This window comes from Paraburkholderia sp. BL10I2N1, assembly GCF_004361815.1.
Classification (GTDB): domain Bacteria; phylum Pseudomonadota; class Gammaproteobacteria; order Burkholderiales; family Burkholderiaceae; genus Paraburkholderia.
This window is the reverse complement of the sequence record NZ_SNWA01000001.1, coordinates 2,117,000-2,142,126: the sequence shown is the minus strand read 5'-3', so window position 1 is coordinate 2,142,126 and position 25,127 is coordinate 2,117,000. Positions and strand designations below refer to the sequence as shown.

General features: G+C 63.6%; 23 protein-coding genes and 2 tRNA genes. 14 read left to right on the top strand and 11 right to left on the bottom strand.

Going from position 1 to position 25,127, the window contains the following annotated elements; genetic code table 11:
* Positions 1-26 precede the first annotated feature (26 nt).
* On the bottom strand, positions 27-992 hold the full coding sequence (locus tag B0G77_RS10015) for a threo-3-hydroxy-L-aspartate ammonia-lyase (protein ID WP_133661997.1): 966 nt from the start codon (positions 990-992) through the stop codon (positions 27-29).
* Positions 993-1,216: 224 nt separating this feature from the next.
* The gene (locus B0G77_RS10010; RefSeq protein WP_133661996.1) at positions 1,217-1,513 is read right to left on the bottom strand and encodes a hypothetical protein; all 297 of its coding nucleotides are present in this window, start codon (positions 1,511-1,513) and stop codon (positions 1,217-1,219) included.
* An 840-nt stretch (positions 1,514-2,353) separates the two neighbouring features.
* Between B0G77_RS10010 and B0G77_RS10005 the strand changes: the two genes are divergently transcribed.
* The 3 genes from B0G77_RS10005 to B0G77_RS09995 all read left to right on the top strand — a co-directional run bounded on the left by B0G77_RS10005 (position 2,354) and on the right by B0G77_RS09995 (position 4,383).
* Positions 2,354-3,304, top strand: coding sequence for a DUF2520 domain-containing protein (locus B0G77_RS10005; protein ID WP_133661995.1), 951 nt, complete (start codon positions 2,354-2,356; stop codon positions 3,302-3,304).
* A gap of 77 nt (positions 3,305-3,381) precedes the next feature.
* Positions 3,382-3,702, top strand: a complete 321-nt coding sequence (locus B0G77_RS10000; protein ID WP_133661994.1) for an EthD family reductase — start codon at positions 3,382-3,384, stop codon at positions 3,700-3,702.
* A gap of 117 nt (positions 3,703-3,819) precedes the next feature.
* Entirely contained in the window at positions 3,820-4,383 is a 564-nt protein-coding gene (locus B0G77_RS09995) for a YggT family protein (RefSeq protein WP_133661993.1), read from the top strand.
* Positions 4,384-4,435: 52 nt separating this feature from the next.
* Here the strand turns inward: B0G77_RS09995 and B0G77_RS09990 are convergent, their stop codons facing one another.
* A complete protein-coding gene (locus tag B0G77_RS09990; RefSeq protein ID WP_166656129.1) occupies positions 4,436-7,390 on the bottom strand; it encodes a tetratricopeptide repeat protein in 2,955 nt (984 codons plus the stop codon).
* A gap of 311 nt (positions 7,391-7,701) precedes the next feature.
* Between B0G77_RS09990 and B0G77_RS09985 the strand changes: the two genes are divergently transcribed.
* Positions 7,702-7,776 (top strand) — tRNA-Gly (locus B0G77_RS09985).
* 218 nt (positions 7,777-7,994) lie between these two features.
* Positions 7,995-8,786: a tRNA (guanosine(46)-N7)-methyltransferase TrmB gene (gene trmB, locus B0G77_RS09980; protein WP_133664088.1), complete on the top strand. Its 792-nt coding sequence runs from the start codon at positions 7,995-7,997 to the stop codon at positions 8,784-8,786.
* A gap of 77 nt (positions 8,787-8,863) precedes the next feature.
* Here the strand turns inward: trmB and B0G77_RS09975 are convergent, their stop codons facing one another.
* The 3 genes from B0G77_RS09975 to B0G77_RS09965 form a co-directional block, all read right to left on the bottom strand.
* Positions 8,864-9,697 (bottom strand): undecaprenyl-diphosphate phosphatase, encoded by an 834-nt coding sequence (locus B0G77_RS09975; protein ID WP_133661991.1) that lies wholly within the window; start codon positions 9,695-9,697, stop codon positions 8,864-8,866.
* 73 nt (positions 9,698-9,770) lie between these two features.
* On the bottom strand, positions 9,771-10,355 hold the full coding sequence (locus tag B0G77_RS09970; protein WP_133661990.1) for a DUF1439 domain-containing protein: 585 nt from the start codon (positions 10,353-10,355) through the stop codon (positions 9,771-9,773).
* 78 nt (positions 10,356-10,433) lie between these two features.
* Positions 10,434-10,739: a YkgJ family cysteine cluster protein gene (locus B0G77_RS09965; protein ID WP_243750960.1), complete on the bottom strand. Its 306-nt coding sequence runs from the start codon at positions 10,737-10,739 to the stop codon at positions 10,434-10,436.
* A gap of 249 nt (positions 10,740-10,988) precedes the next feature.
* Between B0G77_RS09965 and hemN the strand changes: the two genes are divergently transcribed.
* Together hemN and B0G77_RS09955 are read left to right on the top strand one after the other, a co-directional pair.
* On the top strand, positions 10,989-12,374 hold the full coding sequence (hemN, locus tag B0G77_RS09960; protein WP_133661989.1) for an oxygen-independent coproporphyrinogen III oxidase: 1,386 nt from the start codon (positions 10,989-10,991) through the stop codon (positions 12,372-12,374).
* Between the two features lie 134 nt (positions 12,375-12,508).
* Positions 12,509-12,593: transfer RNA gene (locus B0G77_RS09955), tRNA-Leu, on the top strand.
* A gap of 4 nt (positions 12,594-12,597) precedes the next feature.
* Here B0G77_RS09955 and B0G77_RS09950 read toward each other — a convergent pair.
* Both B0G77_RS09950 and B0G77_RS09945 read right to left on the bottom strand, forming a co-directional pair.
* Entirely contained in the window at positions 12,598-12,825 is a 228-nt protein-coding gene (locus B0G77_RS09950) for a hypothetical protein (protein WP_133661988.1), read from the bottom strand.
* Positions 12,826-13,092: 267 nt separating this feature from the next.
* Positions 13,093-14,466 carry an amino acid permease gene (locus B0G77_RS09945; RefSeq protein ID WP_133661987.1) on the bottom strand — a complete coding sequence of 458 codons (1,374 nt, stop codon included), beginning with the start codon at positions 14,464-14,466 and terminating at the stop codon, positions 13,093-13,095.
* Positions 14,467-14,699: 233 nt separating this feature from the next.
* On the opposite strand from B0G77_RS09945, the gene B0G77_RS09940 reads away from it, so the two are divergent.
* Positions 14,700-15,506 (top strand): alpha/beta hydrolase, encoded by an 807-nt coding sequence (locus B0G77_RS09940; protein ID WP_133661986.1) that lies wholly within the window; start codon positions 14,700-14,702, stop codon positions 15,504-15,506.
* A gap of 112 nt (positions 15,507-15,618) precedes the next feature.
* Here the strand turns inward: B0G77_RS09940 and B0G77_RS09935 are convergent, their stop codons facing one another.
* Together B0G77_RS09935 and B0G77_RS09930 are read right to left on the bottom strand one after the other, a co-directional pair.
* Positions 15,619-16,890: an MFS transporter gene (locus B0G77_RS09935; protein ID WP_133661985.1), complete on the bottom strand. Its 1,272-nt coding sequence runs from the start codon at positions 16,888-16,890 to the stop codon at positions 15,619-15,621.
* Positions 16,891-17,039: 149 nt separating this feature from the next.
* Positions 17,040-18,467 (bottom strand): PLP-dependent aminotransferase family protein, encoded by a 1,428-nt coding sequence (locus tag B0G77_RS09930; RefSeq protein WP_133661984.1) that lies wholly within the window; start codon positions 18,465-18,467, stop codon positions 17,040-17,042.
* A gap of 185 nt (positions 18,468-18,652) precedes the next feature.
* Between B0G77_RS09930 and B0G77_RS09925 the strand changes: the two genes are divergently transcribed.
* The 6 genes from B0G77_RS09925 (at position 18,653) to B0G77_RS09900 (ending at position 24,008) form a co-directional block, all read left to right on the top strand.
* Positions 18,653-19,792, top strand: coding sequence for a mandelate racemase/muconate lactonizing enzyme family protein (locus B0G77_RS09925; protein WP_133661983.1), 1,140 nt, complete (start codon positions 18,653-18,655; stop codon positions 19,790-19,792).
* Between the two features lie 56 nt (positions 19,793-19,848).
* Complete coding sequence (locus tag B0G77_RS09920; RefSeq protein WP_133661982.1) at positions 19,849-20,889, top strand: ABC transporter substrate-binding protein; 1,041 nt, start codon at positions 19,849-19,851, stop codon at positions 20,887-20,889.
* 78 nt (positions 20,890-20,967) lie between these two features.
* The gene (locus B0G77_RS09915; protein ID WP_133661981.1) at positions 20,968-21,942 is read left to right on the top strand and encodes a proline/glycine betaine ABC transporter permease; all 975 of its coding nucleotides are present in this window, start codon (positions 20,968-20,970) and stop codon (positions 21,940-21,942) included.
* 13 nt (positions 21,943-21,955) lie between these two features.
* The gene (locus B0G77_RS09910) at positions 21,956-22,777 is read left to right on the top strand and encodes a glycine betaine/L-proline ABC transporter ATP-binding protein (RefSeq protein WP_133661980.1); all 822 of its coding nucleotides are present in this window, start codon (positions 21,956-21,958) and stop codon (positions 22,775-22,777) included.
* 134 nt (positions 22,778-22,911) lie between these two features.
* Positions 22,912-23,616, top strand: coding sequence for a 16S rRNA pseudouridine(516) synthase (locus B0G77_RS09905; RefSeq protein WP_133664086.1), 705 nt, complete (start codon positions 22,912-22,914; stop codon positions 23,614-23,616).
* 203 nt (positions 23,617-23,819) lie between these two features.
* On the top strand, positions 23,820-24,008 hold the full coding sequence (locus B0G77_RS09900; RefSeq protein WP_133661979.1) for a hypothetical protein: 189 nt from the start codon (positions 23,820-23,822) through the stop codon (positions 24,006-24,008).
* A 29-nt stretch (positions 24,009-24,037) separates the two neighbouring features.
* On the opposite strand, the gene B0G77_RS09895 is transcribed toward B0G77_RS09900, so the two are convergent.
* A complete protein-coding gene (locus tag B0G77_RS09895) occupies positions 24,038-25,078 on the bottom strand; it encodes an SDR family NAD(P)-dependent oxidoreductase (protein WP_133661978.1) in 1,041 nt (346 codons plus the stop codon).
* Positions 25,079-25,127: the final 49 nt, after the last annotated feature.

Genomic DNA, 25,127 nt, shown 5'->3' with positions numbered 1-25,127 from the left:
CAAGCGCGGTCCCCACGTTGCCGCTTTCAGCGAAGGAAGTCCGCCAGCCGCTCCAGATCCACGTTGCCGCCACTGATGACCACGCCAACACGCTTGCCTTCTACCGGCACGATCCCGTTAAGCACTGCGGCAGCGGCGAGGCAGCCCGTCGGCTCGACCACCATCTTCATCCGCTGCGCAAAGAAACGCATCGCTTCGACGAGTTGTGCATCGCTGACCGTCACGATCTGCTGAACCAGCCGCTGGATCACTGCAAACGTGTAGTTTCCGAGGTGTTGTGTCGCCGCGCCATCGGCGAGCGTCTTCGGCACTTTAATGTGCACGATCTCGCCGCGCGCGAGCGACTGCTGCCCATCGTTACCGGCTTCCGGCTCGACGCCGATGATCTGGCATTGAGGACTCAGCGCCGTCGCGGACAGCGCGCTGCCGGACAGCAGCCCCCCGCCGCCAAGGCACACGAACAACATGTCGAGCGGACCGGTCTCCTCGATCAACTCCTTCACCGCCGTGCCCTGCCCCGCCATCACATGCGGATGGTCGTACGGCGGGATCAAGGTCATGCCGCGCTCCTCCGCAAGCCGGCGGCCGATCTCTTCACGGTTTTCCTTGTAGCGGTCATAGACGATCACTTCACCGCCATAGCCCTTGGTCGCTGCAACTTTTGCGGCGGGCGCGTCGTGCGGCATGATGATCGTCGCGTGAATGCCGGCGAGGCGCGCAGACAGCGCGATCGCCTGCGCGTGATTGCCCGATGAGAAAGTCAGCACACCGGCCGCGCGCTGCTCCGCGTCGAAATGAGAAATCGCGTTGTACGCGCCGCGAAACTTGAACGCGCCCATGCGCTGGAAGTTTTCGCATTTGAAAAAAATAGAAGCACCAGTGCGCTCGTCCGCCGTGCGTGACGTAAGAACAGGCGTGCGGTGCGCGATGCCGTCGATACGCACGGCGGCGTCGACCACATCATCGTAAGTAGGAACGGGAAGTGCTCGCATCGGCGGAAGGGCGCAGGGTTGGTTGCTCGGACGGTCATTGTCCCAGCTTCCACGATGTTTTGGAAAGCGCGGCGCCTGGGCCGGCCTTTCCTTCTCCGCCAAAAGCTGCGCAAAAGTGAAAAACGGCGCAGCGTGGCCTTCAAGGCTGCGCTGCGCCGTCATGGCGAAACGAATTCAACCGCCGCCGCCCGATGCATCACGAACGATGCACGACCGGCGGCCGGTCAATGACGCCAGTAACCCGGGCCGTAGTAGCCGCGGCCATAGTAGCCGTGATGATAATAAGGACGACCGTAGCCGTAGTAACCACCGTAGTAACCACCCACCACCACGGGCGGCGCATACACTACAGGCGGCGGCGCATACACTACCGGCGGCGGCGCATAAACCACGGGCGGCGCTGCGTACACAGGGTACGCTGGAATGCCGATGCCGACGCCGATCGACACATGCGCCTCGGCGGCGGAGGTCAGCCCCACGCCGAGTGCGGCGGCGGCAATAAACGGAATGATCTTTTTCACTTCTGTTCTCCTGGCGGCCTGGCCCGGATGGCCGGGTCGCATGACGGGCAATGCCCTCTCACTTGAGAGTATCGAATTTGCGCGACGATTGCCGCGCGCATTTGTTGCAAATTGCAATACGTACGGCTGCTTTTCGCATTGCTATTGCCCGTCTCAACGCCTATATGCTTGCTTCGCTGCCGAAACTCAAGGGTTCGCATCGCATCACACGACGCGTCCGCCATTTTTACCGGTTTCACGCAAACGACTTTCGTCACATCGGTAATGTTTAATTACAAATTCGCTGCAAAGCATGCGCCCTCCGTTGTTGCCGTGCATCGCTTTTCGGACGCTTTTCGGTCCCGTAAACGCAGGATGCCCGGCGCGGTAGCGCCGGGCATCTGGTCTGGTCAGCGGAATATCAGCCGACCTTCACATAAGTAAATTCCCGTGTGACGCTTGGCGGCACGTATGCGCCGCTGATCTGTACGCGTGGTGTCAGCCGCTTTTTTTGATCCCACCAACGACGGCGCTGTGAATGTGTCAGGAACCGCAAGTGCTTTCGGTAAGAAAAGATGCTCATCGTGTACCTCCCGAATCTGACTGCGCGACAGAGAAAGACAACGGTGACTGCCAAAACACAATCGTGCGAATTCATTGTGAGCAGTTTTCGGACCTGACGGCAATCCCCCAAAAGATACCGATGCAGGTTCGCCATATCATCTGCAAACTGATCTGAAGAATGCGGCGACCAGTCCAGCCGGGTCCACAGGGCCGTCAGAGAAGCCGCCCATACCACGCGCTGCAATAATGATGCGCGATACTCATGATTCCGCGATTGTTCTGTCTGGAGCAGAAAACATGTCTCTCTCCTCATTGCCGCGTCTCGGCTTCGTCGGTGCGGGCCGGCTTGCGCATTGCCTTGCGCACGGCTTCTCGCGCGCCGGCTATCCGGTCACAGCGATCGCAAGCCGCTCGCACGCGTCCGCGCAGGCGCTCGCCACTCAGATCGGGCACTGCGCCGCGTACGACGATCCACAACAGGTGGTCGACGCGGCCGATATCGTCTTTTTAGCCGTTCCCGATGACAGTATCGGTACGACAGCCCACAGATTGCGCTTTGTGCCGGCAGCGTCAGAAGCGGCGGAGTCACGAACCGGCGCCTGGGCGCTGGTACATTGCAGCGGTGCGTCGCCGGTCGAACTGCTCGATCCGGCACGCGACCAGGGCATCGCAACCGGCGGTTTTCACCCACTTTACCTGTTCGGCGGAAGTCTCGCTGATCTGGAGCGGATCGCCGGCTGTTCCGTTTCGATCGAAGCCGACGGCGCCCTCAAGGAACACCTGGTCGCGCTGGCCGGCGCGCTGGGTTGCCATCCGCTGGCGATTCCGCCTGGCGGGCGCATGCTCTATCACGCCGCCGCGCACTATGCCGCGAGCTTTGCGCTGTGCGGACTCGCGGAATGTGTTGCGCTCTGGCGCACGCTCGGCTTCGATGAAGAGGACGCATTGCGCGCCGTGCTGCCGATGCTGGCCGGCACGATCGAAACCGCACGCGACAAGGGCTTGCCCAACGCGCTCGCAGGCCCGGTGTCGCGCGGCGATTCGGGTGTCGTCGAGAAGCAGCTGGCGCTGCTTGAAGGCTTCGGCGGCGACCATGCTGCGCTTTACGCGCTGATGACACGCCGCGCGGTTGCGCTGGCGCGCCGGCGGGCGCAACCGCCCGCTGCCATCGACGCTATCGATGCCGCCGTCGAGGATTCGCTCAGCCGTTCGCTGAATCAGATACCGGCAGGTGCAAGCGTCAAGTAACCCGTGATAATGTGACGACCGGCGCGAGCAGCAGCACGCCCCGCCCACGCGCCGGGACCAAACGACGAGAACGCACAATGATCAAGGTCAGCATCCTCTATCCGTATCGAGAAAATGGCCGTTTCGATGTGGACTATTACTGCGGCACGCACATGCCGCGCGCGGCCGAACTGTTCGGCACGTCTCTGAAGGGATGGTCCGTCGATGTCGGCCTGAACACCGGACCGCCGGGCACGCCGCCGCCCTATGTTGCAGCCGGTCACTTTCTGTTCGATACCGTCGACGCTTTCTACGAAGTCTTCAAGCCGGCCAGCGACGAACTCCTGGCCGACATTCCCAACTACACCGACGGCGGCAACGGCAAGATCATGATCAGCGAGATCAAGGTCAACGTCTGACGGAACAGGCGTCCGCTTGCGCATCGCCGGCGGAATGGCAGTCATCCACACCCTTGACGACGTCGGCCAGGCAATCCGCTGGCCGCCGTGAACACCCCAGGAAGGAAAGGACAAAAGATGTTCGGCGATATCGCCCGTTTTCTGCTCAATACGATTTTCACCCTGTTCGGTGCCGCACTCTTGCTGCGCGCGTGGCTGCAGGTAGTGCGCCTGCCGCCGTACAACCCGGTGTCGAACGCCGTATTGCACGCAACCAACTGGATCGTGCTGCCGTTGCGGCGGATCATTCCAGGCACGCGCAACATCGACTGGGCAAGCCTCATCGCGGCGTTCATCTCAGCGATCGTCTACGTGGTGCTGATGGTGTGGATCGCGGGCGTGGATCCGCTCGGCCTGATGCCGACGCTCCTGATCGTCGCCCTCCTGACCGTCATCAAGTGGGCCCTCAATCTGATCATCTGGTTGACGATCCTGATGGCGCTGCTGTCGTGGCTCAATCCGCGCTCACCAGCAATGCCGATCCTGCTTCAACTGACCGCTCCGTTCCTGAATCCACTGCGCCGCTTCGTGCCGCAGCTGGGCGGTATCGACCTGTCGCCCATCCTGCTGTTCGTGATCGTGCAGGTGCTGCTGATGATCATCACGCGCGCGGCAGTATCGCTGACCTTGTTCGGAATCTGATGCATCGGGCAGCCCGCGCGTTGTCTCGCCGGCTGCCCGGCGCAAACCATGCTCAAGGATTCAGTCGTTCGGACGACGACGACAACGACAGCGACGATGCTGGATTCCTCACGTCGCCTGAACCTGTGCCCGTCATGTGACCCGGCACAGTCGTAAGCAGATGCGAGGCCAGCGATTGTTCGCGCTGGCGCTCGTCCGCATTGAGTCGCGCAACCGCGCGTGCTTCGACAATTTGCACAGCCAGCGCGTAAACCTGGAAAGCAGGTTCTTCAGCGAAGCTCGCGCGAGCCCTCGCTAGCCACGCCACGCCGAGCGCCTTGTCTTCGACGATGCCATCGCCCGTCAGATAGCGGATGCCGAGCTGATACTGCTCGAACACGTCACCCAGCAGCGCCTCGGTCAGGCATGACAGTGCCGCCCATTCGTCGTCGGCCTGTTCGCCTGCGCTTTTGTTGCGGGCGTTCTGGTTGCCCGTCTCGCTCGTTGCACTGTCGACCAGCCAGCGCGCCTCCTTGACACGGATGCCACCCGTGTCGCCCGAGGCGACCGCTCTTAACGCAAGCGCAATCTCCGACACATCGGACCCCAAGGCCGCCGCTTTCCTGTGCCAGCTGAGCGCCTGCGCGTCGTCGCGCGCAACTGCGACGCCAGTTTCGTACAGCAGCGCCACTCTGCTCGCCGCACCGGCCGACCCATCCGCTGCGGCCTTTTCGAGCCACGCGCGGGCCGTCTCCACATTACGTTCGACACCGCGGCCCGAGAGGTAAGCGTCGCCCAGCATGTGTTCGGCTGCGACGCTTTGTGCGCCCGCTTTCACCGCCCATTGAAACGCCTGGCGGTCGTCGCGCCCGGCGCCGAGCCCGGTGAACAGATGCCACGCCAGCGACGCCTCTGCCGACACATCGCCTTGCCCTGCCGCGCGGCGGAACCAGTACATCGCCACGCCGTAATCGGGACTCACGCCCTCGCCCATATCGTACGCATCGCCGAGCATCGACTGGTACTTCGCGTCGTCGCGGCTGGCAAGACGCCAAAGCCAGTACGCGCGTTGCCGCGCGCTGGTTTCGTCATGCGGCCGGTCCATCGCGAGCGATTGCATCGACATCAGATCGCCGTTACGCGCGGCGGCGGTACACCAGCCTCGCGCGGCCTCGACATCACGCGCGACACCGACGCCGGACCAGTAAGCCGCGCACAGCGCGCGCTGCGAAGTCGGATCGTTCGATTCGGCTCCGCGCCTGAACCAGTTGACAGCGGTGGCCGGATCGCGCGCTAGCCCGTTGCCGTCCCAGTAGGCGCTACCGAGCGCCGAGTAGGCCGGGCCGAATTTTTGCGCGACCGCCTTGACGAGCCAGTCCTTTGCGGTGCCGCTGTCGGCCGCCGGCTTGCGGTGCAGCAGTTGCAGAGCGAGCAGAACCTGCGCCTTCGCGTCCCCGGCGCGAGCGGCGCGGTCGAGATATTTCTCACCGGCCGCTTCATCGCGCGGGGTGCCGACACCGTTCAGGTATTGCCAGCCGACCGCGCGTGCAGCGTCGATGTTGCCGAAATCGGCCGCCTTGCGGTACCAGGCCAGCGCCTTCGCCTTGTCGACGGCTACTCCGTCGCCGTCGAAGAGCAGCGTGGCCACCATCGATGAAGCCTGCGCATTGCCACGCTCGGCGCCGGTCAGCGCGAGACGGTATGCCGCGGCATGGTCGCGCGGCATACCCTCGCCGCTGAATGCGAGCGAAGCAAGATTGAAATACGCGATTCCGAGCCCCTGCGCGGCGGCCTTGTCATACCACTGCTTCGCTGCGACGACGTCACGCGGCTCACCCTGACCGTGTTGAAGCATCGCGCCGAGATCGTTCTGCGCACTGGCTAAACCTGCATTGGCAGCGCCACACATCGAGCCGATTGCGGCATCGAAATCGACCGGGCCACCGCGGCCATCGCGATACACGGTTGCGAGACCGAACTGCGCGTAGGCGTCGCCTTCGAGCGCGGCCTTGCGGTACCACGACCGTGGGAGCTCATCGTTCCGCACCACGCCGACGCCGCTGGCGTAGAGGTCCCCCAGACGACGCTGCGCGTAAGTCAGCCCTCGTCGTGCGGCGCCGTAGATCAGCACGAACCCGTGCTTTTCGTTGCGCGCGACACCGATTCCACCCAGATACAGGTCGCCAAGCGCAGCTTCCGCATTCAACTGATGCTGGGCCGCTGCCGCCTGAATCCAGGCAGCGCCTTTGGAGATGTCCTCCTTCACGCCATTACCCTGCAGCAGCGCGAGGCCGAGCGCAAACTCCGCATCGGCATCTCCGCCGGTCGCGCCGCGCACCAGCCACGTCACGCCGCCCGCGACGTCGCGCTGCACGCCCTGCCCGACCATCATCATGCGACCCGCGTTGGTCGCGCCATGCGGGTCGCCGTGCTCGCCGGCGCGCGCGAACAGCGCATACGCGGTAGCCTGGTCGGCGGGGGCGCCCTCGCCGTTGTACGCCATCAGGCCGAGCGTATCGGCGGCAAAGCCGTCTCCGCCATCCGACGCCTGCTTGAGCCAGCGGCGCGCCGCCGCGTAATCCTGCGGCACGCGATTGCCCGTGCGGTAGAAAGTGCCGAGCACACGTTGCGCGAGCCGCGAGCCGTCCAGTGCAGCACGTTCGAGCGTCGCGATGCCTTTCGGCATGTCGGGCGCCGCGCCGTAGCCGACAAACTGCATTTGCCCGTAAATCGCCCCCGCATCGACGTTGCCGGCCGCAGCCTCCGATGCGCACGTCGAACGCACGTCGGCTGGTTTCGCCAGTGGCGACATCGACCACGACGAGTAGGAGTCGAACAGCACGCAAGCTGTTGTCGGGTTGCTCAACGGTGCGCGGATCTTGAGCGAGTCGCTCGCCCGAGGTGACTGCGCAAGCGGGGAAAGAGTCGCCGGCAACGCTCTGACGACAACCGGCGACATGGCTGCCGTCGCCAGCAAAAATGACGTGACGATGCGGCCCATCGCCGGGCGGTTAATGGGTTTGCTCACTGCGACATCGCCTGGCCGGCTGAAGGTTGCGGCGTTGTATTCCCGGGACATGCGCTCACGCTGGCCAATACCAGCAAAGGCGTCATGTGGCGATGAAGGTTGTTGTTCATTCTTTCGGTTCAAGTGCAGCCGGCTGCGGACGGCAACCGGTCGAAGTTTCAGGCCCACCGTACGGATATCGGCAGCCAGCAGGAAAACTTGACAGGCACGTCGGGGGGGGGGCGATCCGCACATGGGATGCCGTGGACGATGTATCGCGGTTCTTCGGAGTTTGCCCAAATCACCCGAAACCGCGTAAAATAGCGCGCTCTGCGGGCGTCGTATAATGGCTATTACCCTAGCTTCCCAAGCTAGAGACGTGGGTTCGATTCCCATCGCCCGCTCCACATTCAGCTGATCTCCAGTGGAAATCCAGCGCGAGAGCCGCCTCACCGAAGGCGGCTTTTTTGTAAGGGCGGCGATAGTCGAGGCAGTTGAGTGAAGCCATTGTCGTTGGCCCGCGCAACCGCGCGAGCCAACCGCGGCAGCGCCCCCGTCTCCCGTTGACGTATTACAGCACTGCGACGGCGCTGCGCAGTTGCCCACACCTTTGTAGTCATCGATGATGATCCACGATCCGAACGAATCCCGTCTGCCCGCGTCCGAGGGCCCTGACGACGCATCGCACGAACCGTCCACGACCCCGTCCGCCGAAGGCGCAGCAGCGTCGCCCGAAGCGTTGCATCGCAGACGCATCCGCAGTTTCGTCACGCGCGCGGGGCGCGTCTCGACCGGACAGCGCCGCGCAATGGACGAACTCGGCCCACGCTTCGTCGTGCCGTTTGCGCCGGAGCAGCCCGACTGGGACGCCGTCTTCGGCCGCAGCGCCCCGCGGGTGCTGGAGATCGGTTTCGGTATGGGCGCGACGACGGCGGAAATCGCCACACATCGCCCGGACGACGACTTTCTCGGCGTCGAGGTGCATGAGCCGGGCGTCGGCGCTCTGCTGAAACTGATGGGCGAGCACGAGGTGTCGAATATCCGCATCATCCAGCACGACGCGGTCGAAGTGCTCGAGCAGATGATCGCGCCCGACAGCCTCGACGGCGTGCACATCTTCTTTCCGGATCCGTGGCACAAGGCAAGGCATCACAAGCGCCGTCTGATCCAGCCTAAGTTCGTCGCGCTGCTCGTATCGCGCCTGAAACCCGGTGCGTATCTCCATTGCGCGACGGACTGGCAGAACTACGCCGAACAGATGCTCGAAGTGCTCCGCGCGGAACCCGCGCTCGAAAACACGACCGACGCTTACGCGCCGCGTCCCGAGTACCGTCCGGTGACGAAATTCGAACGACGGGGCCTACGGCTCGGACATGGCGTCTGGGATCTCGTCTTCCGCCGGCGCACAGGCAATTGAACGAAAAAGTCCGCTCTCAGGCGGACTTTCTTGTTCCGGCGCCGTAACGCTCATGCGCGCTAAGGCAGCGTTCGCCATCAATCCGTCCAGCTCAACTCATCGCTATACCCGACGAGCAGAATCAGCAAACCGAAGCCGATCCGGTACCACGCAAACACAGTGAAATCGTGGGCGGCGATGTAGCGCAACAGCCAGCGCACACAGGCAAATGCGCTCACGAACGCAGCGACGAACCCCACCGCAAAGATGCCCAGCGCGTCTGTTGCCAGCGTGTGCCAGTTCTTGACCGTCTCGTAGAGCGTCGCACCGAAGATGATCGGAATCGCCAGGAAGAAAGAGAATTCGGTTGCGACGCGCCGTTCGAGGCCGAACAGCATGCCGCCGATGATCGTCGAGCCCGAGCGCGACATGCCCGGAATCAGCGCAAGGCATTGCGCCAGGCCGACCTTCAAAGCATCGAGCGGACTGAGGTCATCGATCGACAGCACGCGCGGCGCTGCGCGCCTGTCGCGCTGACGACCTTCGACCCACAGGATGATGACGCCGCCGGTCACGAGCGCCAGCGCAACAGGCACGGGCGAAAACAGCGCCGCCTTGATCGTCTTTTCCAGCAGCAACCCAAGCACAACGGCAGGTATGGTCGCGATGATCACGTTCAGCGTAAAGCGCCGCGCGACCGGCTGCGTGTGCAGACCCGCCACGACGCTGCCGATCTTGCGCCGATACTCCCAGCACACCGCGAGAATCGCGCCGAGTTGAATGACGACGTCGAATGTCTTCTCATGCTCGTTGTTGAAATTGAGCAGGCTGCCCACGACGATCAGGTGTCCGGTGCTCGACACCGGCAAAAACTCGGTCAAACCTTCGACGACGCCAAGAATCAGCGCCTTGCAGATCAGTATCCAGTCCATCCGTGGCCCTTGTCGCAGAGGGTGTTCGAGTCGGGCCACACTGGAGGCGCGCGACCCTACGGTCGCGCGGCCGTCATTTTTCGACGATCTGCACGCGTATGCCGTTTGTAAGGATGGTGATTGTACCGGGTTCGTAGTTCACGCCGGCAAATTGCAACTGCTCGGGCTTAAACGTGTAGATCGGGTAGTTGGTCAGAAGCTGCGTCGCGAGCAGGCCAGCGGCCGCGTTGATCTGCTGCGTGTAGACCTGAGCTTCGCCGCTGACCGCGACGCTGTCGACGCTCGGCTGGCGAAGGACGACGGCGCGCGTAGCAGCGTCGTAGGCCAGTTCGCTGGACAGCGTGAACACGCCGTTCACGGGCTGCGGCATGAACGGGCTCGCGAACCGTGCATCGAGTCGAACAGACACGCGGTTGCTATCCGGCAGAAAACCAACGACCGGATTCGTGAGCGCGACATCAAACACCTGAGACACCGTGCGCTGATACGGAAACTTGCGCTGCACGGCGTCCTGAACCTGCTTTTGCGAGAACGTGTAGTGATCGGGGATGAACGGAAAGATCGACGTGGCACAGGCCGCGAGCGATACCGTGGCGCCCGCTATCGCGCACGCGGCAAACAGGAACCGGCGCCGCGCGGGCGCAGCGGTTTGAATCATGCGAACCTCCTTTCGAATCCGGATCGATCCCACGATCGATACCGATCAATTGTGGTGAATACGCACGTTCAGTGCCGCTTATCGCGACACCGCTGCGGGCTGCGTGTCCGTCTCGAGCCTCGTGAGCCACGCCAGCGCCTCAACGCGCGTCGTACCGCACATTTCCGGCTGCGGTTGCAGACCCGAACAGCAGGCAGGCCGCTCGGGCCTGCCAAAAATCGCGCAGCGCAAATCGTTATCGAGCTGCGCACAGCGCACACCCGCTGGCTTGCCTTGCGGCATACCCGGAATCGGGCTCGTAATCGAAGGCGCAATGCAGCAAGCGCCACAGTCGGGGCGGCACGCATGGTCGAGCGCATGAGACGGAGAAACGGCAATCACCACACAAATTCCTGAAATACGAAACCTCAAACCAGGCACGGCAAAGATCCGAAGGCACAGCATCACGCCCGACCCGCATTGTGCCATCGCCGCGCGTGCGACCTTTTTACACAATGTCAGATGCAAGCGGTCACGTACACTGGACCGATCGCAAGGCCACGCCCACAAGGCATCGGCGCTGTCGTCGTCGCGCGAAGCACGCGGCACGCACGGCATCCTGCCTCTCGCGTGGCGTCAGACAACGAGCCCCACATGACCGCCGCCGATTCCCTGTTCCGCCCCGACCTGCTTGCGAAGTACAACGCAAACGGCCCACGGTATACGTCCTATCCAACGGCCCTTCAGTTCCGGGAAGACTTCGATTTCGCGAACTACACCCGCGCCGCCGCCGATCCCGGCGCATCCGGCACCGATCTCTCGCTGTACTTTCATATTCCCTTCTGCGACACGGTCTGCTTTTACTGCGGCTGCAACAAGGTCGCGACAAAGAACCGTGCGCACGCAAGGCCGTATCTCGACAGGCTGAAGCGCGAGCTGGGCTTTCAGGCAGCCTTGTTCGACACGACGCGTCCGGTGTCGCAACTTCACTGGGGCGGCGGCACGCCGACGTTTCTGTCACACGACGAAATGGCCGAACTGATGGCGGCCACGCGAGAGCACTTCCATCTCGCCCCCGACGCCGACGGCGAATATTCGATCGAGGTCGACCCGCGCGAGGCGTCGGCGCAAACCATCGTGCATCTGCGCAACCTCGGCTTCAACCGGCTGAGTCTCGGGGTGCAGGATTTCGATCCGCTCGTGCAACAGGCGATCAACCGTATCCAGCCGCTCGAAATGACCGCGACCGTGATGCGTGCGGCACGCGCGACAGGCTTTCACTCGATCGGCGTCGATCTGATCTACGGGTTGCCGTATCAGACCGTCGACAGCTTCAGCCGCACGCTCGACATGATGCTCGCGCTCGCGCCCGACCGCTTGTCGGTGTTCGGCTATGCACACATGCCGCAGCTCTTCAAGATGCAGCGGCAGATGGATCCTGCAACGCTGCCATCGCCGGCCGTGCGGCTCGCGATCCTGCATCTGGTTGTGGAACGGCTGACGAGCGCGGGTTATGTCTATATCGGTATGGACCACTTTGCCCTGCCCGGCGACGAACTCGCCCGCGCGCAGGCGCAGCATACGCTGCATCGAAACTTTCAGGGTTACAGCACGCGTGCGGAATGCGACCTGATCGGCTTCGGGGCGTCGTCGATCGGCAAGGTCGGCGACGTGTACGCGCAAAACGCGAAGGATCTCTCCGGATACGCGGCCGCGATCGATGCGGGCAAGCTGGCGATTACGCGAGGCGTGCGCCTGACCACCGACGACCGTCTGCGCCGTGACGTCATCACGCAGCTGATGTGCAACCTGGAACTCCGTTTCGACGAGTTCGAGGCAACATACGGCATTCGCTTCAGCGACGCGTTCGCAACTGAACTCGAACGCCTGCGCAGTTTTGAGGCGGACGGACTGGTAGCGATCGGCAGCCGGCGCCTCGATGTGCAGCCCGCCGGCCGAATGCTCGTGCGTAATATCGCGATGGTGTTCGACCGTTATCTCGGCCAGCAGACGCTGACGCGCTTTTCGCGGACGGTTTGACGCCGTCTGTGTCCGCCGCGCGGTCTGCGCCTGCGAACTTGCCCGGGATCGCGTTTTCGGCCATAATCTGCGTTTCCCGTCGCGCGCAATCCTGTTGCGCGCAGCAAGAACATAGCAGTAAACCACAGCAGCATGCCCAGGTGGTGAAACAGGTAGACGCAGGGGACTCAAAATCCCCCGCCGCAAGGCGTGCCGGTTCGAGTCCGGCCCTGGGCACCAGTCATCAATAGCTCGTTGATTTCGAAACATAACCAGCGAGTTCCGCATCACTCTCTCCCACTTCGCATTTCCGGCCTGCTTCATACGCGGACACGCTCACCTGCACGCCGGGATCGTGGCCGTACTTCGGCTTGAACCTGTCCTGCAGTTCCTTACGGGCGAGTTCGCATACGGCGAGACTTTCGCGTTCAAAGTCGCTGTTGGTATTGTTGACGACGATGGAGGGGCGCACGGCGGGCGCCAAAGGACTGCGGGCGTAACAACGCCCGCGTGTCGAGACCGTGGAGGAATCCTCTGTCGAGGTAGACGGTCGGCGCAGTAGTGAGTATTGGGTCGCTTGTGGCTTGAACAGTCCGCCATGCCCGCGCGATTGATCGACACGCTTCCGTAAACGGCTATCTTCAGTGGAGGATGCCGTTCCGGTACAACAGGCATGGACTGACGCAATTCGTTTCTATGCACCCCGCTATTGCGGGGCATTGCAGCAATTTCTGCGAATTCAGCCCACGCGCGCGAGCTTTGCCGCCGACCGGCGCTTCGCCATATAGCCGGCCCACATGACGAGCAGCCACACCGGCACGAGCCATACCGATACGGAAAGCCCCGGCGTCATCACGAGAATCACGAGGATCATCGCCATGAACGCGAGGCAGATCCAGTTGCTGACTGGATACCAGAGCGACTTGAAGACGAGCGTCTGCCCTTCCTCGATCATCGCCTTTCGCGACCGGAGATGCGTCAGGCTGATCAGCGCCCAGTTGATCACCAGCGCCGCCACAACCAGCGCCATCAGCACGCCAAGCGCTTCGGCGGGAATCAGATAGTTGACGATCACGCACGTAAAAGTCGCGAGGGCGGACAGCCCGATGGCCATATAAGGCACACCGCGCCGGTCGACCTTCAGGAGCGCACGCGGCGCATTGCCCTGTTCCGCGAGGCCGTAGAGCATGCGGCTGTTCGCATAGACGCCGCTGTTGTACACCGACAGAGCCGCCGTCAGCACGACCACGTTGAGCACATCCGCGGTGAGTCCCGCGCCGATCTGCGAGAAGATCATCACGAAGGGGCTGCCGCCTGACGCCACCTGATTCCACGGATACAGCGACAGCAGCACAGCCAGCGAACAGATATAGAAAATCAGGATCCGGTAGATCACCTGATTCACGGCCTTGGGGATGCTCCTCTGCGGGTCGTCGGCTTCCGCTGCGGTGATGCCAATCAGTTCCAGACCGCCGAACGAGAACATGATCACGGCGAGCATCATGAAGAGGCCGTGGAAACCATGCGGAAAGAAGCTGCCGTCGCGCCAGAGGTTGGTAATCGACGCCTGCGGGCCGCCCTGACCGCTGACCAGCAGATAGCCGCCGAACAGGATCATGCCGATCACCGCCGCCACCTTGATGATCGCGAACCAGAACTCGGTTTCGCCGTACGCCTTCACGTTGGCAAGGTTGATCGCGTTGATGCCGACAAAGCACACCAGCGCCGACACCCACGTCGGCACGCCGGGCCACCAGTAGTGCACATAGGTACCCACTGCGGTCAGTTCTGCCATGCTCACGAGCACATACAGCACCCAGTAATTCCAGCCCGACAGGAAGCCCGGGAAATCGCCCCAGTATTTGTACGCAAAATGGCTGAACGAGCCGGCGACGGGCTCCTGAGCGACCATCTCGCCAAGCTGCCGCATAATCAGGAACGCGATGAAGCCACCGATCGCATAGCCGAGAATCATCGACGGGCCGGCTGCCTTCAACACGCTGGCCGAGCCGAGAAAGAGGCCGGTGCCGATCGCGCCGCCCAGCGCGATCAACTGGATATGACGGTTTTTCAGGCCTCGCTTCAGGCCGTCGTGCTGCGGTGGACTAGTCAAGATCTTGCGCCCCGTTGGTATGGATGTCGATCACCGGAACAGGCTCCTCGCATGGCCCGGCAAAACCAGCGATTTTACCCCGTCGGCCCCTCCGCCCCGGGGCAACGCGCGAGACACAGTCGCCCGCGCCCGGCATCGCAGTCGATGCCGGGGAGATGCCACGCAGATACCGGTTGTCACACTGCTCGCGGTTCGGTAAGGTCGTCATTCCAGTTCCTGCCAGTGGGGAAACCATGTCGCCGAAACACCTGATCCGCGCCGCCCTCCTCGGTTTCTCCCTGCTCGCTGCCGCTGCAGGCGCGCAGACGGCGGCGCCATCCGCGCCGCAACCTGCATCCAGCTCGGAGCCCGTGCGCAATGTCGTGCTCGTCCACGGCGCATTCGTCGACGGTTCGAGCTGGAATCCCGTCATCGATTTGCTGCAGAAGAAGGGCTATCACGTGAGCGCGGTGCAAAACCCGCTGACATCGCTCGCCGACGACGTCGCCGCCACCCGGCGCGTGCTGGCCCGGCAAACTGGTCCGACGATCCTCGTCGGTCATTCGTGGGGCGGCACCGTGATTACCGAAGCGGGCGCGGACGCGCCCAACGTCGTCGGCCTCGTGTACGTGGCGGCGATTGCGCCGGATGTCGGTGAATCGACGGCGGATCCGCTCAAACATGGGCCGTCAGCACCCGCGGGCGCCGCCATGAAACCGGATGACGGCGGTTTTCTGTGGTTCGACCCGGCTGCCTATCACAGCGACTTTGCCGCTGACGTGCCGCAAACGCTGACCCGCGTGCTCTCTGCAGCCGAACAGCCGATCGCCGCGAAGGCGTTCAGCGAACCGGTTTCGCAGGCAGCGTGGAAAACGAAACCTTCGTGGTACGTATTGACGACGAACGATCGCGCCGTTGAACCGGAAACGCAGCAATGGATGGCGCAGCGAATCGGGGCGACGATCGTGAAGGTGCCGTCGAGCCATCTGGCCCCGGTGTCGCACGCGGCCGAAGTGGCGGCCGTAATCGATCAGGCCGCGAAGGCCCGGAGCGGTCAATAAACTCGTTTTCCATGCATGGAGACATTCACGCCGCGCATGCTCACCACGCCGTGTCGCGGTTACGCGGCATGCGTTGCATGCCACAGGGTGAGCCGGCCAGGGAACGAAACTGCTAAACCGCGCCGACGCCTTCGGGAATTTCGACAAGCCGCGCGGCCGGCGACATCACGATGATCCACGCCTGCACGGCGAACCCGCAGGCGGCTGCGATGAGACAGGCATCCATTCCCAGATGCCCGCTGATCATCGCGCCCAGCAACGCGCCCAGCGGCCGTGCGCCGAACGTCGCGGTGCTGTTGATCGCGGACACACGTCCCATCATGCCGACGGGCGTGATCGCCTGACGCAGCGTCGTCGCCCCGACCACCCACAGGATCGGACCGGCGCCCAGCAGGAAGAAGCTCACGAGCGCAAGCCAGAACGACGGCACAAGAATCGTCGCGGCCATCACCAGCGAAGCGAGCAGTCCGCAGAACGGCCCGATCGTCAGCACGCGGCCGAATGTGAGACGACGCGCGATCGAAGGCGCAGCGAGCGCGCCGCACACCATGCCGGCACCGTAAGCGCCGAGTGTCACGCCCACCGCCGAGGCGGAGAGCCCCAGACGAAGCACGGCATACGGCACGTAGACAGCCTGCAAAATGAAGAAGCCCATATTGAAGAAGACGGCGGTAGCGAGCATCGGCCGCAGCAACGCGTCACCCAGCACGAAGCGCGTGCCTTCGCGCAATTCGGGGAGAAACCGGCGCTGGCCGGCAACCGCACGAGGCGCTTCGCGGACGCCGGCGAGCAGGACAACCGCCAGCGCCGACAACCCAGCCGCGCAGCCATACGCCCAAGCCGCGCCGATCCAGCCCACCAGCAGTCCGCCGAGCGCCGGCCCCGCCGAGTAGGCGACGCTGCGCGCCAGTTCGATGCGTCCGTTGGCAGCGGGCAGAAGTTCGCGCGACACCAGCGACGGCACAAGTGCAGGTGCCGCGACGCCGTACGCGACCGTGCCTGTCGCCGCGAGAAACCCCAGCACCGCAAGCGACGGCAGCGACAGCGCATGCGTCGTCACGAGCAGCAGCACGCCCAGCATCGCCGCGACACGCACACCCTCGGCAACCGTCATCAGCGTGCGGCGCGAGCGACGGTCGGCCCAGACGCCGAGCGGTATCGATAGCAGCAGGAACGGCAGCGTCTGCGCCGTTTGCAGGAAACCGGTGTCGCGCGCACTCGCGTGGAGTGCAAAAACGGCGACGAGCGGCGCGGCCGCGAGACTGATCTGCTCGGCGGACTGGGCAACCAGGTTGGACCACGCAAGCCGCTGAAACGCGGCCGGCAGTTGAGTGCTAAAGCGAAACCATGAGCGGAACGGTGAACGCAGGTGTGCGGATGGCATCGGGTGACCTCCTGTGACGATGAAGTCATCGTCACCGCATCGGTCAGCCGTGGCGCTCCGGTTCTTGCTCAGTTATTCGCTGCGATGTTCCACTCACATCATGTAGGTTGCCGGAACATTCAATGGCCGCGTACGTCCAGTGGGCAAACTCAGGGCGCGTACGAAGAAGCCATGCCGCTTTCCAGCCCATGCTCGAGGGTGGTACGAATGATCGTCAGGGCTCTTGTCAGCGCGGCCGTCGACGACGCCCCGGTCATGCAGATGCGGATCGCGTGAGGCGCGGCGTTGCGGCCGATCACGAAGCTGTCGGCGGTTTTGACGAGCACGCCTTCCTGACGCAGCGCGGCCGCAAATTCGGTCGCCCGCCAAGGCTCGGGCAGGGGCAGCCACAGATGCGAGCTTGCGTCCGCGTGCCGGTACGGCACGTCCGCCAGCACCTCGCGCGCGATTTCATGCTGCGACTCGATATGCGCGCGTTGCAGCCCGTTCAGCCGCTCCATCTCGCCGTCTTCGATCCAGCGCGAGACGACCTCCGCCATCAACGGCGCGGTCATCCAGCAGTCGCTGCGAATCACTGCGGCGATCTTCGAGCACCACGCGCTCGGCGCCTGCAGATAGCCGACCCGCAAGCCAGGCGCCACCGACTTCGACAGCCCCGCAATCAGGAACGACTGCTCGGGCAAACGCACCGACAGCGGTTCGGGCGGCACGTCCATCAGCATCGCCGGCACGAGGTCTTCGATCAGCAGCACACCGTGGCGCTGCAGAATCTGCGCGACCGCGTCGCGCCGCTCAGTCGACATCGTCGCCGTAGTCGGGTTGTGGATCGTCGGCAGGCAGAAGACGGCGCGCGGGTGCAGCGAGTTGCATGCGAGTTCCAGCGCTGCCGGGACGAGCCCTTCATGGTCGATCTCGACGCCGACCAGATGCAGCCGCAACTGCCGCGCGAGCGCGATGATGCCCGGATAGCTGACGGCTTCGGCGAGCACCGTGTCGCCAGGCCGCGCGACTGCGCGCAGTACTGACGCCAGCGCGTGCTGCGCCCCCTGCGTGACAAGCACGCGTGTCGCGCTCGCCGGCGCGCCCGCCCGGGCGAGCCACGCCGCCCCTGCCAGACGATGCCGCATCGAGCCCGCCTCGGGCGCGTATTGCAGCAGGGTCGCCGTGAGTTGCTCGTCACTGGCGATATCCCGTAGCGTCGCCGACAGCGAAGCGGCTTCTTGAGTCGACTGCGGCACGTTCTGACCGAGGTCGATCAGCGTGGACGTCGCCTGCATGCCGGAAAGCGCCGCGGCCCGCGATGCACCCGACGACAGCTCACGTGCACGGGCCTGCGCCACATACGTGCCGTCGCCAACCCGCGCGTTGGCGAGCCCCTGCCGTTCGAGTTCGGCATAGGCGCGGCTGATCGTGCCGGTCGTCACGTGCAGTTCGCTCGCGAGCGACCGGTGCGGCGGCAGTTTTTCTCCCGCCGGCAGCTGGCCGTTCAGGATGGCCTGCGCGAACGCGCGTGCAATCACCTGATATTTGGGGTCACTGCCCGCCTCGATTCTGGGCAGCCATGCATTGAGCGCCATGATCCGGCGGTCTCCTTCAAGGTGTGATTGTCATTATGGGCAACCATTGCACGAAAATTGCACGCAGTCATTTACTTTAATTGAAGCGATTGAGTTGCTCGTTTGCTCTCAATAGGATGCAGTCATTGTCTTTCAATGGTGCCGTCGCGTTTGCGGCACTGCGGCATCGCCTCAGGAGCATCTGAATGAGTCGTGAAGCAACCCGCATCGCCCGGATCGATGTAACGCACCACCAGCTGGAACTCGACCCGCCCTTCCCGGCGTCGTGGGATAGCCAGCCGCGCCGCAAGTTTCCCGCGACGATCGTGCGGGTGACCGACGACGCCGGCCACGTCGGTATCGGCTCCGGTGACGCGATGTACGGCTTTGCCGACTATCAGCACCTCTTCATCGGCACCGACCCGCTCGACCTCGTGCGGCATAGCGCGGTGCTCGACAACATCGGTTTCCACGCGGGCCGGCCCTGGCCGCTCGATATCGCACTGTGGGATCTGGCCGGCAAGATTCGCGGCGAACCTTGCTGGAAGCTTGCGGGCGGTCGCAGCCGCCGCGTGCGCGCCTACGCGTCAAGCGGTGTGCATCGCCACCCGGACGAGATGGCGAAGTTGGCGCTGCATGTTGCGTCGCGCGGCTTTCCGGCATTGAAGATCCGCTTCGGCCGCTCAAGCCTGGATCAAGATTTCGCCGCGCTCGCCGCCGTGCGGGCGGCGGTGGGCAACCGGCTGGAGCTGATGGTGGACTGCAACCAGGGCTGGCGCATGCCGTGGGACACCGCCGCGCCGTGGACCTTCAGCGAGGCGCTCAATGTCGCCCGTGAGCTGGAAAGGCACAACGTCTACTGGATGGAAGAGCCGCTCTATCGCGGCGACTACGAAGGCTATACGAAGCTGCGCCGCGCGACGTCGCTGCGCATCGCCGGCGGCGAACTGACGCGCGAGCGCTATGAGTTCGACGCGTTGCTGGAGCGCGAATGTCTTGATGTGTTCCAGCCGGACGTCGCGTGCACGCTCGGCATGGAAGGGCTGCGGCGCCTCGCCGAGGCCGTCGAGACTCGTGGCAAGGTTTTCACGCCGCACACGTGGGGCAATGGTATCGGTCTCGCGGCGAACCTCCATCTGACGGCTGGCGCAGCGTCCGCGCCGTTCATCGAGTTTCCGTACGATCCGTCGGAATGGTCGATCGAGCGGCGCGATTTCATGCTGGAACACCCGATCGACATCGACAGCGAGGGCTGGCTGAATCTGTCCGACGCGCCGGGCCTCGGCCTCACGATCGACGAGGCCGCGCTGGAAGCAACACGGGGAGCGCTCAGTACCTATACCTGAGCCGTCCTGCAGAGACAAACGCACAAACAAACCAATTCCATAAACAGGAGACAGGCATGAAGATCAAACCATGGATGCGCGCGGCCTGCGTCGCATTCGCCACGGCGTCGATATGGCCGGCCGCCGCGCATGCGGGCAGTTGGTGTTCGAGCGGCAAGCCGGTGCATTTCGCCGGCGTAACGTGGGAGAGCGGTTCATTCACGTCGGAAGTGCTGCGCTTCATCACGGAGAAGGGCTACGGCTGCACCACCGATAGCGTGCCGGGCAGTACCGCGGCGACCGAAACCGCGCTGTCGCGCAACGATCTCCAGGTCTGGTCAGAGCAATGGACCGGCCGCTCGGAGATCATCGCGAAAGCGGTCGCGGACAATCACGTCAAGCTGATCGGCGACACGCTGCCGGGCGGCACGAACGAAGGCTGGTTTGTACCCGAGTATGTGGTCAAGGGCGATGCGAAGCGCAACCTCAAGCCACTCGCCCCGAACCTGACGTCAGTCGCCGACCTGCCGAAGTACAAGGACGTGTTTCAGGACGATGAGGAACCGGGCAAGGGCCGCTTCCTGAACTGTCCGTCCGGCTGGGATTGCGAGCGGGTGAACCGCCGCTTGCTGACGGTGCTGAAGCTCGACGATACCTACACCGACTTCCGCCCGGGCACGGGCGCGGCGCTCGACGCAGCGATTGCATCGGCGTACGAACGCGGCAAGCCAATCCTGTTTTACTACTGGGAGCCGGCAGCATTGATGGCGAAGTACAAATTCGTGCAGCTGAAGATGCCGCCGTTCGACCAGAAGTGCTGGGAGACCCTGCGCGCGGATAACAGCGCTTCGCAGTGCGCGTCGTCGTATCTGGTCTCGCATCTGAAGGTCGGCGTATCGGCACCTTTCTATCAGGCCGAGCCGGAACTGATGACGACGTATTCGAAAATCAGCTTCCCGATGGACTTTCTGAACAAGACCATCCTCGAGATGACGACGAAGAAGATCGATGGACCGACGATGGCGAAGCAGTTCCTGCGCGATCACCCTGAGATGTGGAAGGCATGGGTGCCGAACGACGTCGCACAGAAGGTGCAAGCCGCGCTGGCGGGCGCCTGATCCGTCGACGTAACGACGCTTTGCGCGTGAACGGATGGCGCTGTCCGCCGTCCGTTCACGCGCCCCGGAGGGCTCATCATGAATTCAATCTTCTTCCATCTTTCGATCGCCGACTGGGTGAACGATCACGTGCAATCGTTCGTCGCCAGTTACGGCGACAGCTTTCACGATTTCAGCACCGCCTTGCTGCGCTATGTGCTCGTGCCGCTCGAAGGCGCGCTGCGTGCGATGCCCGCGTGGCTCATCCTGCTCGCCGTCGGCGCGATCACCTGGAACGCGACGCGGCGTCTCGGCATCGCGGGCTTTTTCGTGCTGCTGCTTTACGCAATCGGCTGCTTCGGGCTGTGGGACAAGCTGATGCAAACGCTCGCGCTGATGCTGGTCGCGACGGTGCTGTCGGTGATCCTCGGCGTGCCGCTTGGCATTCTCACATCGCGTAGCGCGTGGCTGCGGCGCATCCTGCTGCCGGTGCTCGACATCATGCAGACGCTGCCGAGCTTCGTGTACCTGATTCCGGTGCTCATGCTGTTCGGTCTCGGCAAGGTGCCCGCGATTCTCGCGACGATCATCTACGCGCTGCCGCCGCTCATCCGCCTGACCGATCTCGGCATCCGCTATGTCGACGCCGATGTGGTCGAAGCGGCGCGCGCCTTCGGCACGACGCGCTGGCAGTTGCTTGTCAATGTGCAATTGCCGCTCGCACGCCCGAGCATTATGGCGGGGATCAACCAGACGACGATGATGGCCCTTTCGATGGTCGTGATCGCGTCGATGATCGGTTCGCGCGGCCTCGGTGAAGACGTGCTTGCGGGCATTCAGACACTTGACGTCGGCAAGGGGATGCAGGCGGGTATTGCCATCGTGATTCTGGCTATCGTGATCGACCGGATCAGTCAGGGCTATGGTCAGGATCGGCGCCAACGCCGGCTAATCGCGCAGAAGCGCAAGGCGAGAGCTGCCTCGCGCGTGCCTTATCGAACCGGTCGCACGGAACGCGCAGATGACGCCGCGGGCGATACGGAAAGCGGCCTCGAAACCCGCGTGGCGAAGTAATCAGGAGCACGACATGGCAGCGATAGAAGTGAAACACGTCTACAAGCTCTTCGGTCACGAAGCCGGCCACGCGCGTGTGCTCGACCTGTTGAGAAGCGGGCAATCCAAGGCCGAAGTGCTGGCACAAACCGGCTGCAACGTCGGCCTGAACGACGTGAGTCTCAGCATCGGCTCTGGCGAGATCTACGTGATCATGGGATTGTCCGGCTCGGGCAAGTCGACGCTCGTGCGGCACTTCAACCGGCTGATCGAACCGACGGCGGGCGAGATCGTGATCGACGGCTCGGACGTCATCAAACTCGATGCGCGCGGCCTGCGCGAACTGCGGCGCTACAAGATCAGCATGGTGTTCCAGAACTTCGGTCTTCTGCCGCATCAGACCGTGCTGGACAACACCGCTTACGCGCTCCGCACGCGCGGCGAGAGCAAGGCCGAAGCGTATGAGAAGGCGCGCACCTGGCTCGGCAAGGTCGGGCTCGACGGTTACGGCGAGCACTATCCTGACGAACTGTCGGGTGGGATGCGGCAGCGCGTTGGCCTCGCTCGCGCGCTGGCCGCCGATACCGACGTGCTGTTGATGGACGAAGCGTTCTCGGCACTCGATCCGCTGATCCGCACGGAAATGCAGGACCAGTTGCTGCAGCTGCAGGCGACGCTCAACAAGACGATCGTGTTCATCACGCACGATCTCGACGAGGCATTGCGGATCGGCAACCGCATTGCGATCCTGCGCGACGGCACGCTGGTGCAGGAAGGCACACCGAACGAAATCCTCACGAAGCCGGCCGACGACTATGTGCGGCGCTTCGTCGAACGGCGTGCGGGCGTGCATTGAATGGATGCGACGTTCGTATCGTTGAGCCGGGAACGGCCGGTCGGCTAATGCCGCACGCCGGGTAGAATGCACGCGATGCGATGGACCATGTGGTCCATCGCATGCATTGCACCCTGCCGCTCACCTGCACTTCAATGAATCTCGAACGCGTTCTCTTCTCCCAAGGTTTCGGTTCACGGCGCCAATGCCGCGCACTCGTTGTGGACGGTCGCGTGACGATCGAAGGATCCGTCTGCACCGACCCCGACGCAGAGTTCGATACCGGGACGCTGACGTTCGTCGTCGACGGTACGGCCTGGCGCTATCGCGAGCACGCCTACATTCTGCTCAACAAGCCCGCTGGCTACGAATGCTCGCGCGAGCCACAGCATCATCTGAGCGTCTTCAGTCTGCTCCCGCCGCAGTTCGCGACGCGCAGTGTCCAGTGCGTCGGCCGTCTCGATCAGGACACGACGGGCCTGCTGCTCCTCTCCGACGACGGCCAGTTCGTTCACGCCATGGCGTCGCCGAAGCGCAAGGTGCCGAAGGTATATATTGCGACCACCCGCCATCCGCTCGACGATGTGCAACTCGACGCGTTACGCAGCGGCGTGCTGTTGCACGGCGAACCGAAGCCGATCGCCGCGCTTGCGGCGCACGCGCGCAGCGATCAAGCGCTCGAACTGACCGTACTTGAAGGCAAATATCATCAGGTCAAGCGGATGGTCGCGGCTGCAGGCAACCGCGTGGAGGCCTTGCATCGCGAACGGATCGGCGGCTTTGCGCTACCTGCGACGCTTGCCGAAGGCGCCTGGCAATGGCTCGATGAAGCGGATCTTGACGCATTGCGTACGGGGTAAACACCCAGGCCGGACGGTATGACGCCGCCGTGCCCCGTCACTCCAATGCCCCTTTGGCGTCATCGCACCGGCATTGCGTTGCATGCCCCACACTCCCGCCGCAAAAGGCGCCCGTGGCGCTGCGCCGCAGCATGCTCTTCCTTACAACTCCCTCTATACTCAATTAAACAAAGATTAAAAAGGGTATTGAAGGAGGGGGCGCCATGATCATCCATGAGGGTTATGAAATTTCGACCACGATGATTGTGTTCGTATGTGCCGCGGTAGCCGTCATCGCCGGTCTGCTGGTGGTGATGCATGTGCGGCATCGATATCATCCGAATCTCATCGGGGTACTGATCGGTGCGCTTCTGTGTTTCCTGCTTCTGGAAGCACTACCGGCCATCACCTGACCAGCCGCAGGCTCGTGGCGAAGCTGATCTCACGGGCGGGGCCGCGTCCAGGGTTTTCTCGAGTTCAGGAAATCAGCGACCGTCGGATACCGCAGACGTACCCCCAGTTCGCGCTTTATCCGCGTGTTGCGAAGACGTCGCGATTCGCGCATGAACGACAGCAGCATCGGTTCGAGTTGCTGCTCAGCCTCGTCGCGCGTGATGCGCGGCGCGCGTGGAAGGCCGTAAGCATCCGCGACGACATCGAAATATTCCCCCATCTTCAGTTCAGTATCGTCCGACGCGTGAACGACTCGTGACGGTCGGCCGCGGGTCGCCATGCGCACGAGAATCGCCGCGAGATCGTCGGCGTGGATGTGGCCCGTGTAGACGTCTTGCGCATCGATCAGGGCGGGCGTGCCCCTTTCCAGCCTGCCGAGCGGCAAGCGGTTCGTCGCGTAAATCCCGGGAATCCTCGCGATGGCGGCCGCGACCGAACCGCGCGCCGTCGCTCGCCGCAACTGCTGTTCGGCCGACACGCGGCGCCTCGCCCGCGCGCTGGCCGGCCGCACCTCGCGGGTTTCGTCGATCCACGCGCCGCCACAGTCGCCGTAGACGCCCGTCGTGCTTGCATAGACGATGTGCAACGGGGCGGGTGAACGGGCGAGCCGGCCACCCCCGTCGGGTACAATGTGGCTTGTTTCGCGTTCCATCCATGCAGCGCGCGCACGACGCAACCGCGCAACCGGCACTACCGGTGTCACGGCACCACGTGCAGGCCGGACGCGCGGCGATGTGAGCGCGGCGAGCAGTGCGCGGGTGCGGCGGTCGTCTTCGCCGGTCTTTTGTGGTGGCGCCAGATGCAGCACGGTTGGCGCGAGCCCCGCAAGGCGTTTCAGGCTGCGGCGTACATCGAGATCGCCGACGAGCGGTGTGGTGCCCGCGGCGCGCAGTTCGGCGCAGCGCGCGGCCTGAGTTGTCAGGGCAAAAATGTGCGCGTGCGGTCGCAGAACTTCGACGCAGCGCATGCCGACATCGCCACAACCGACGATCAGCACGCGCGGCCGGCGCAGGATTCGTGTCGCTTTCATGGTGGACGCATTGTAGCCGTCAAGCGCGGCTTGCACTCATTACCGACTT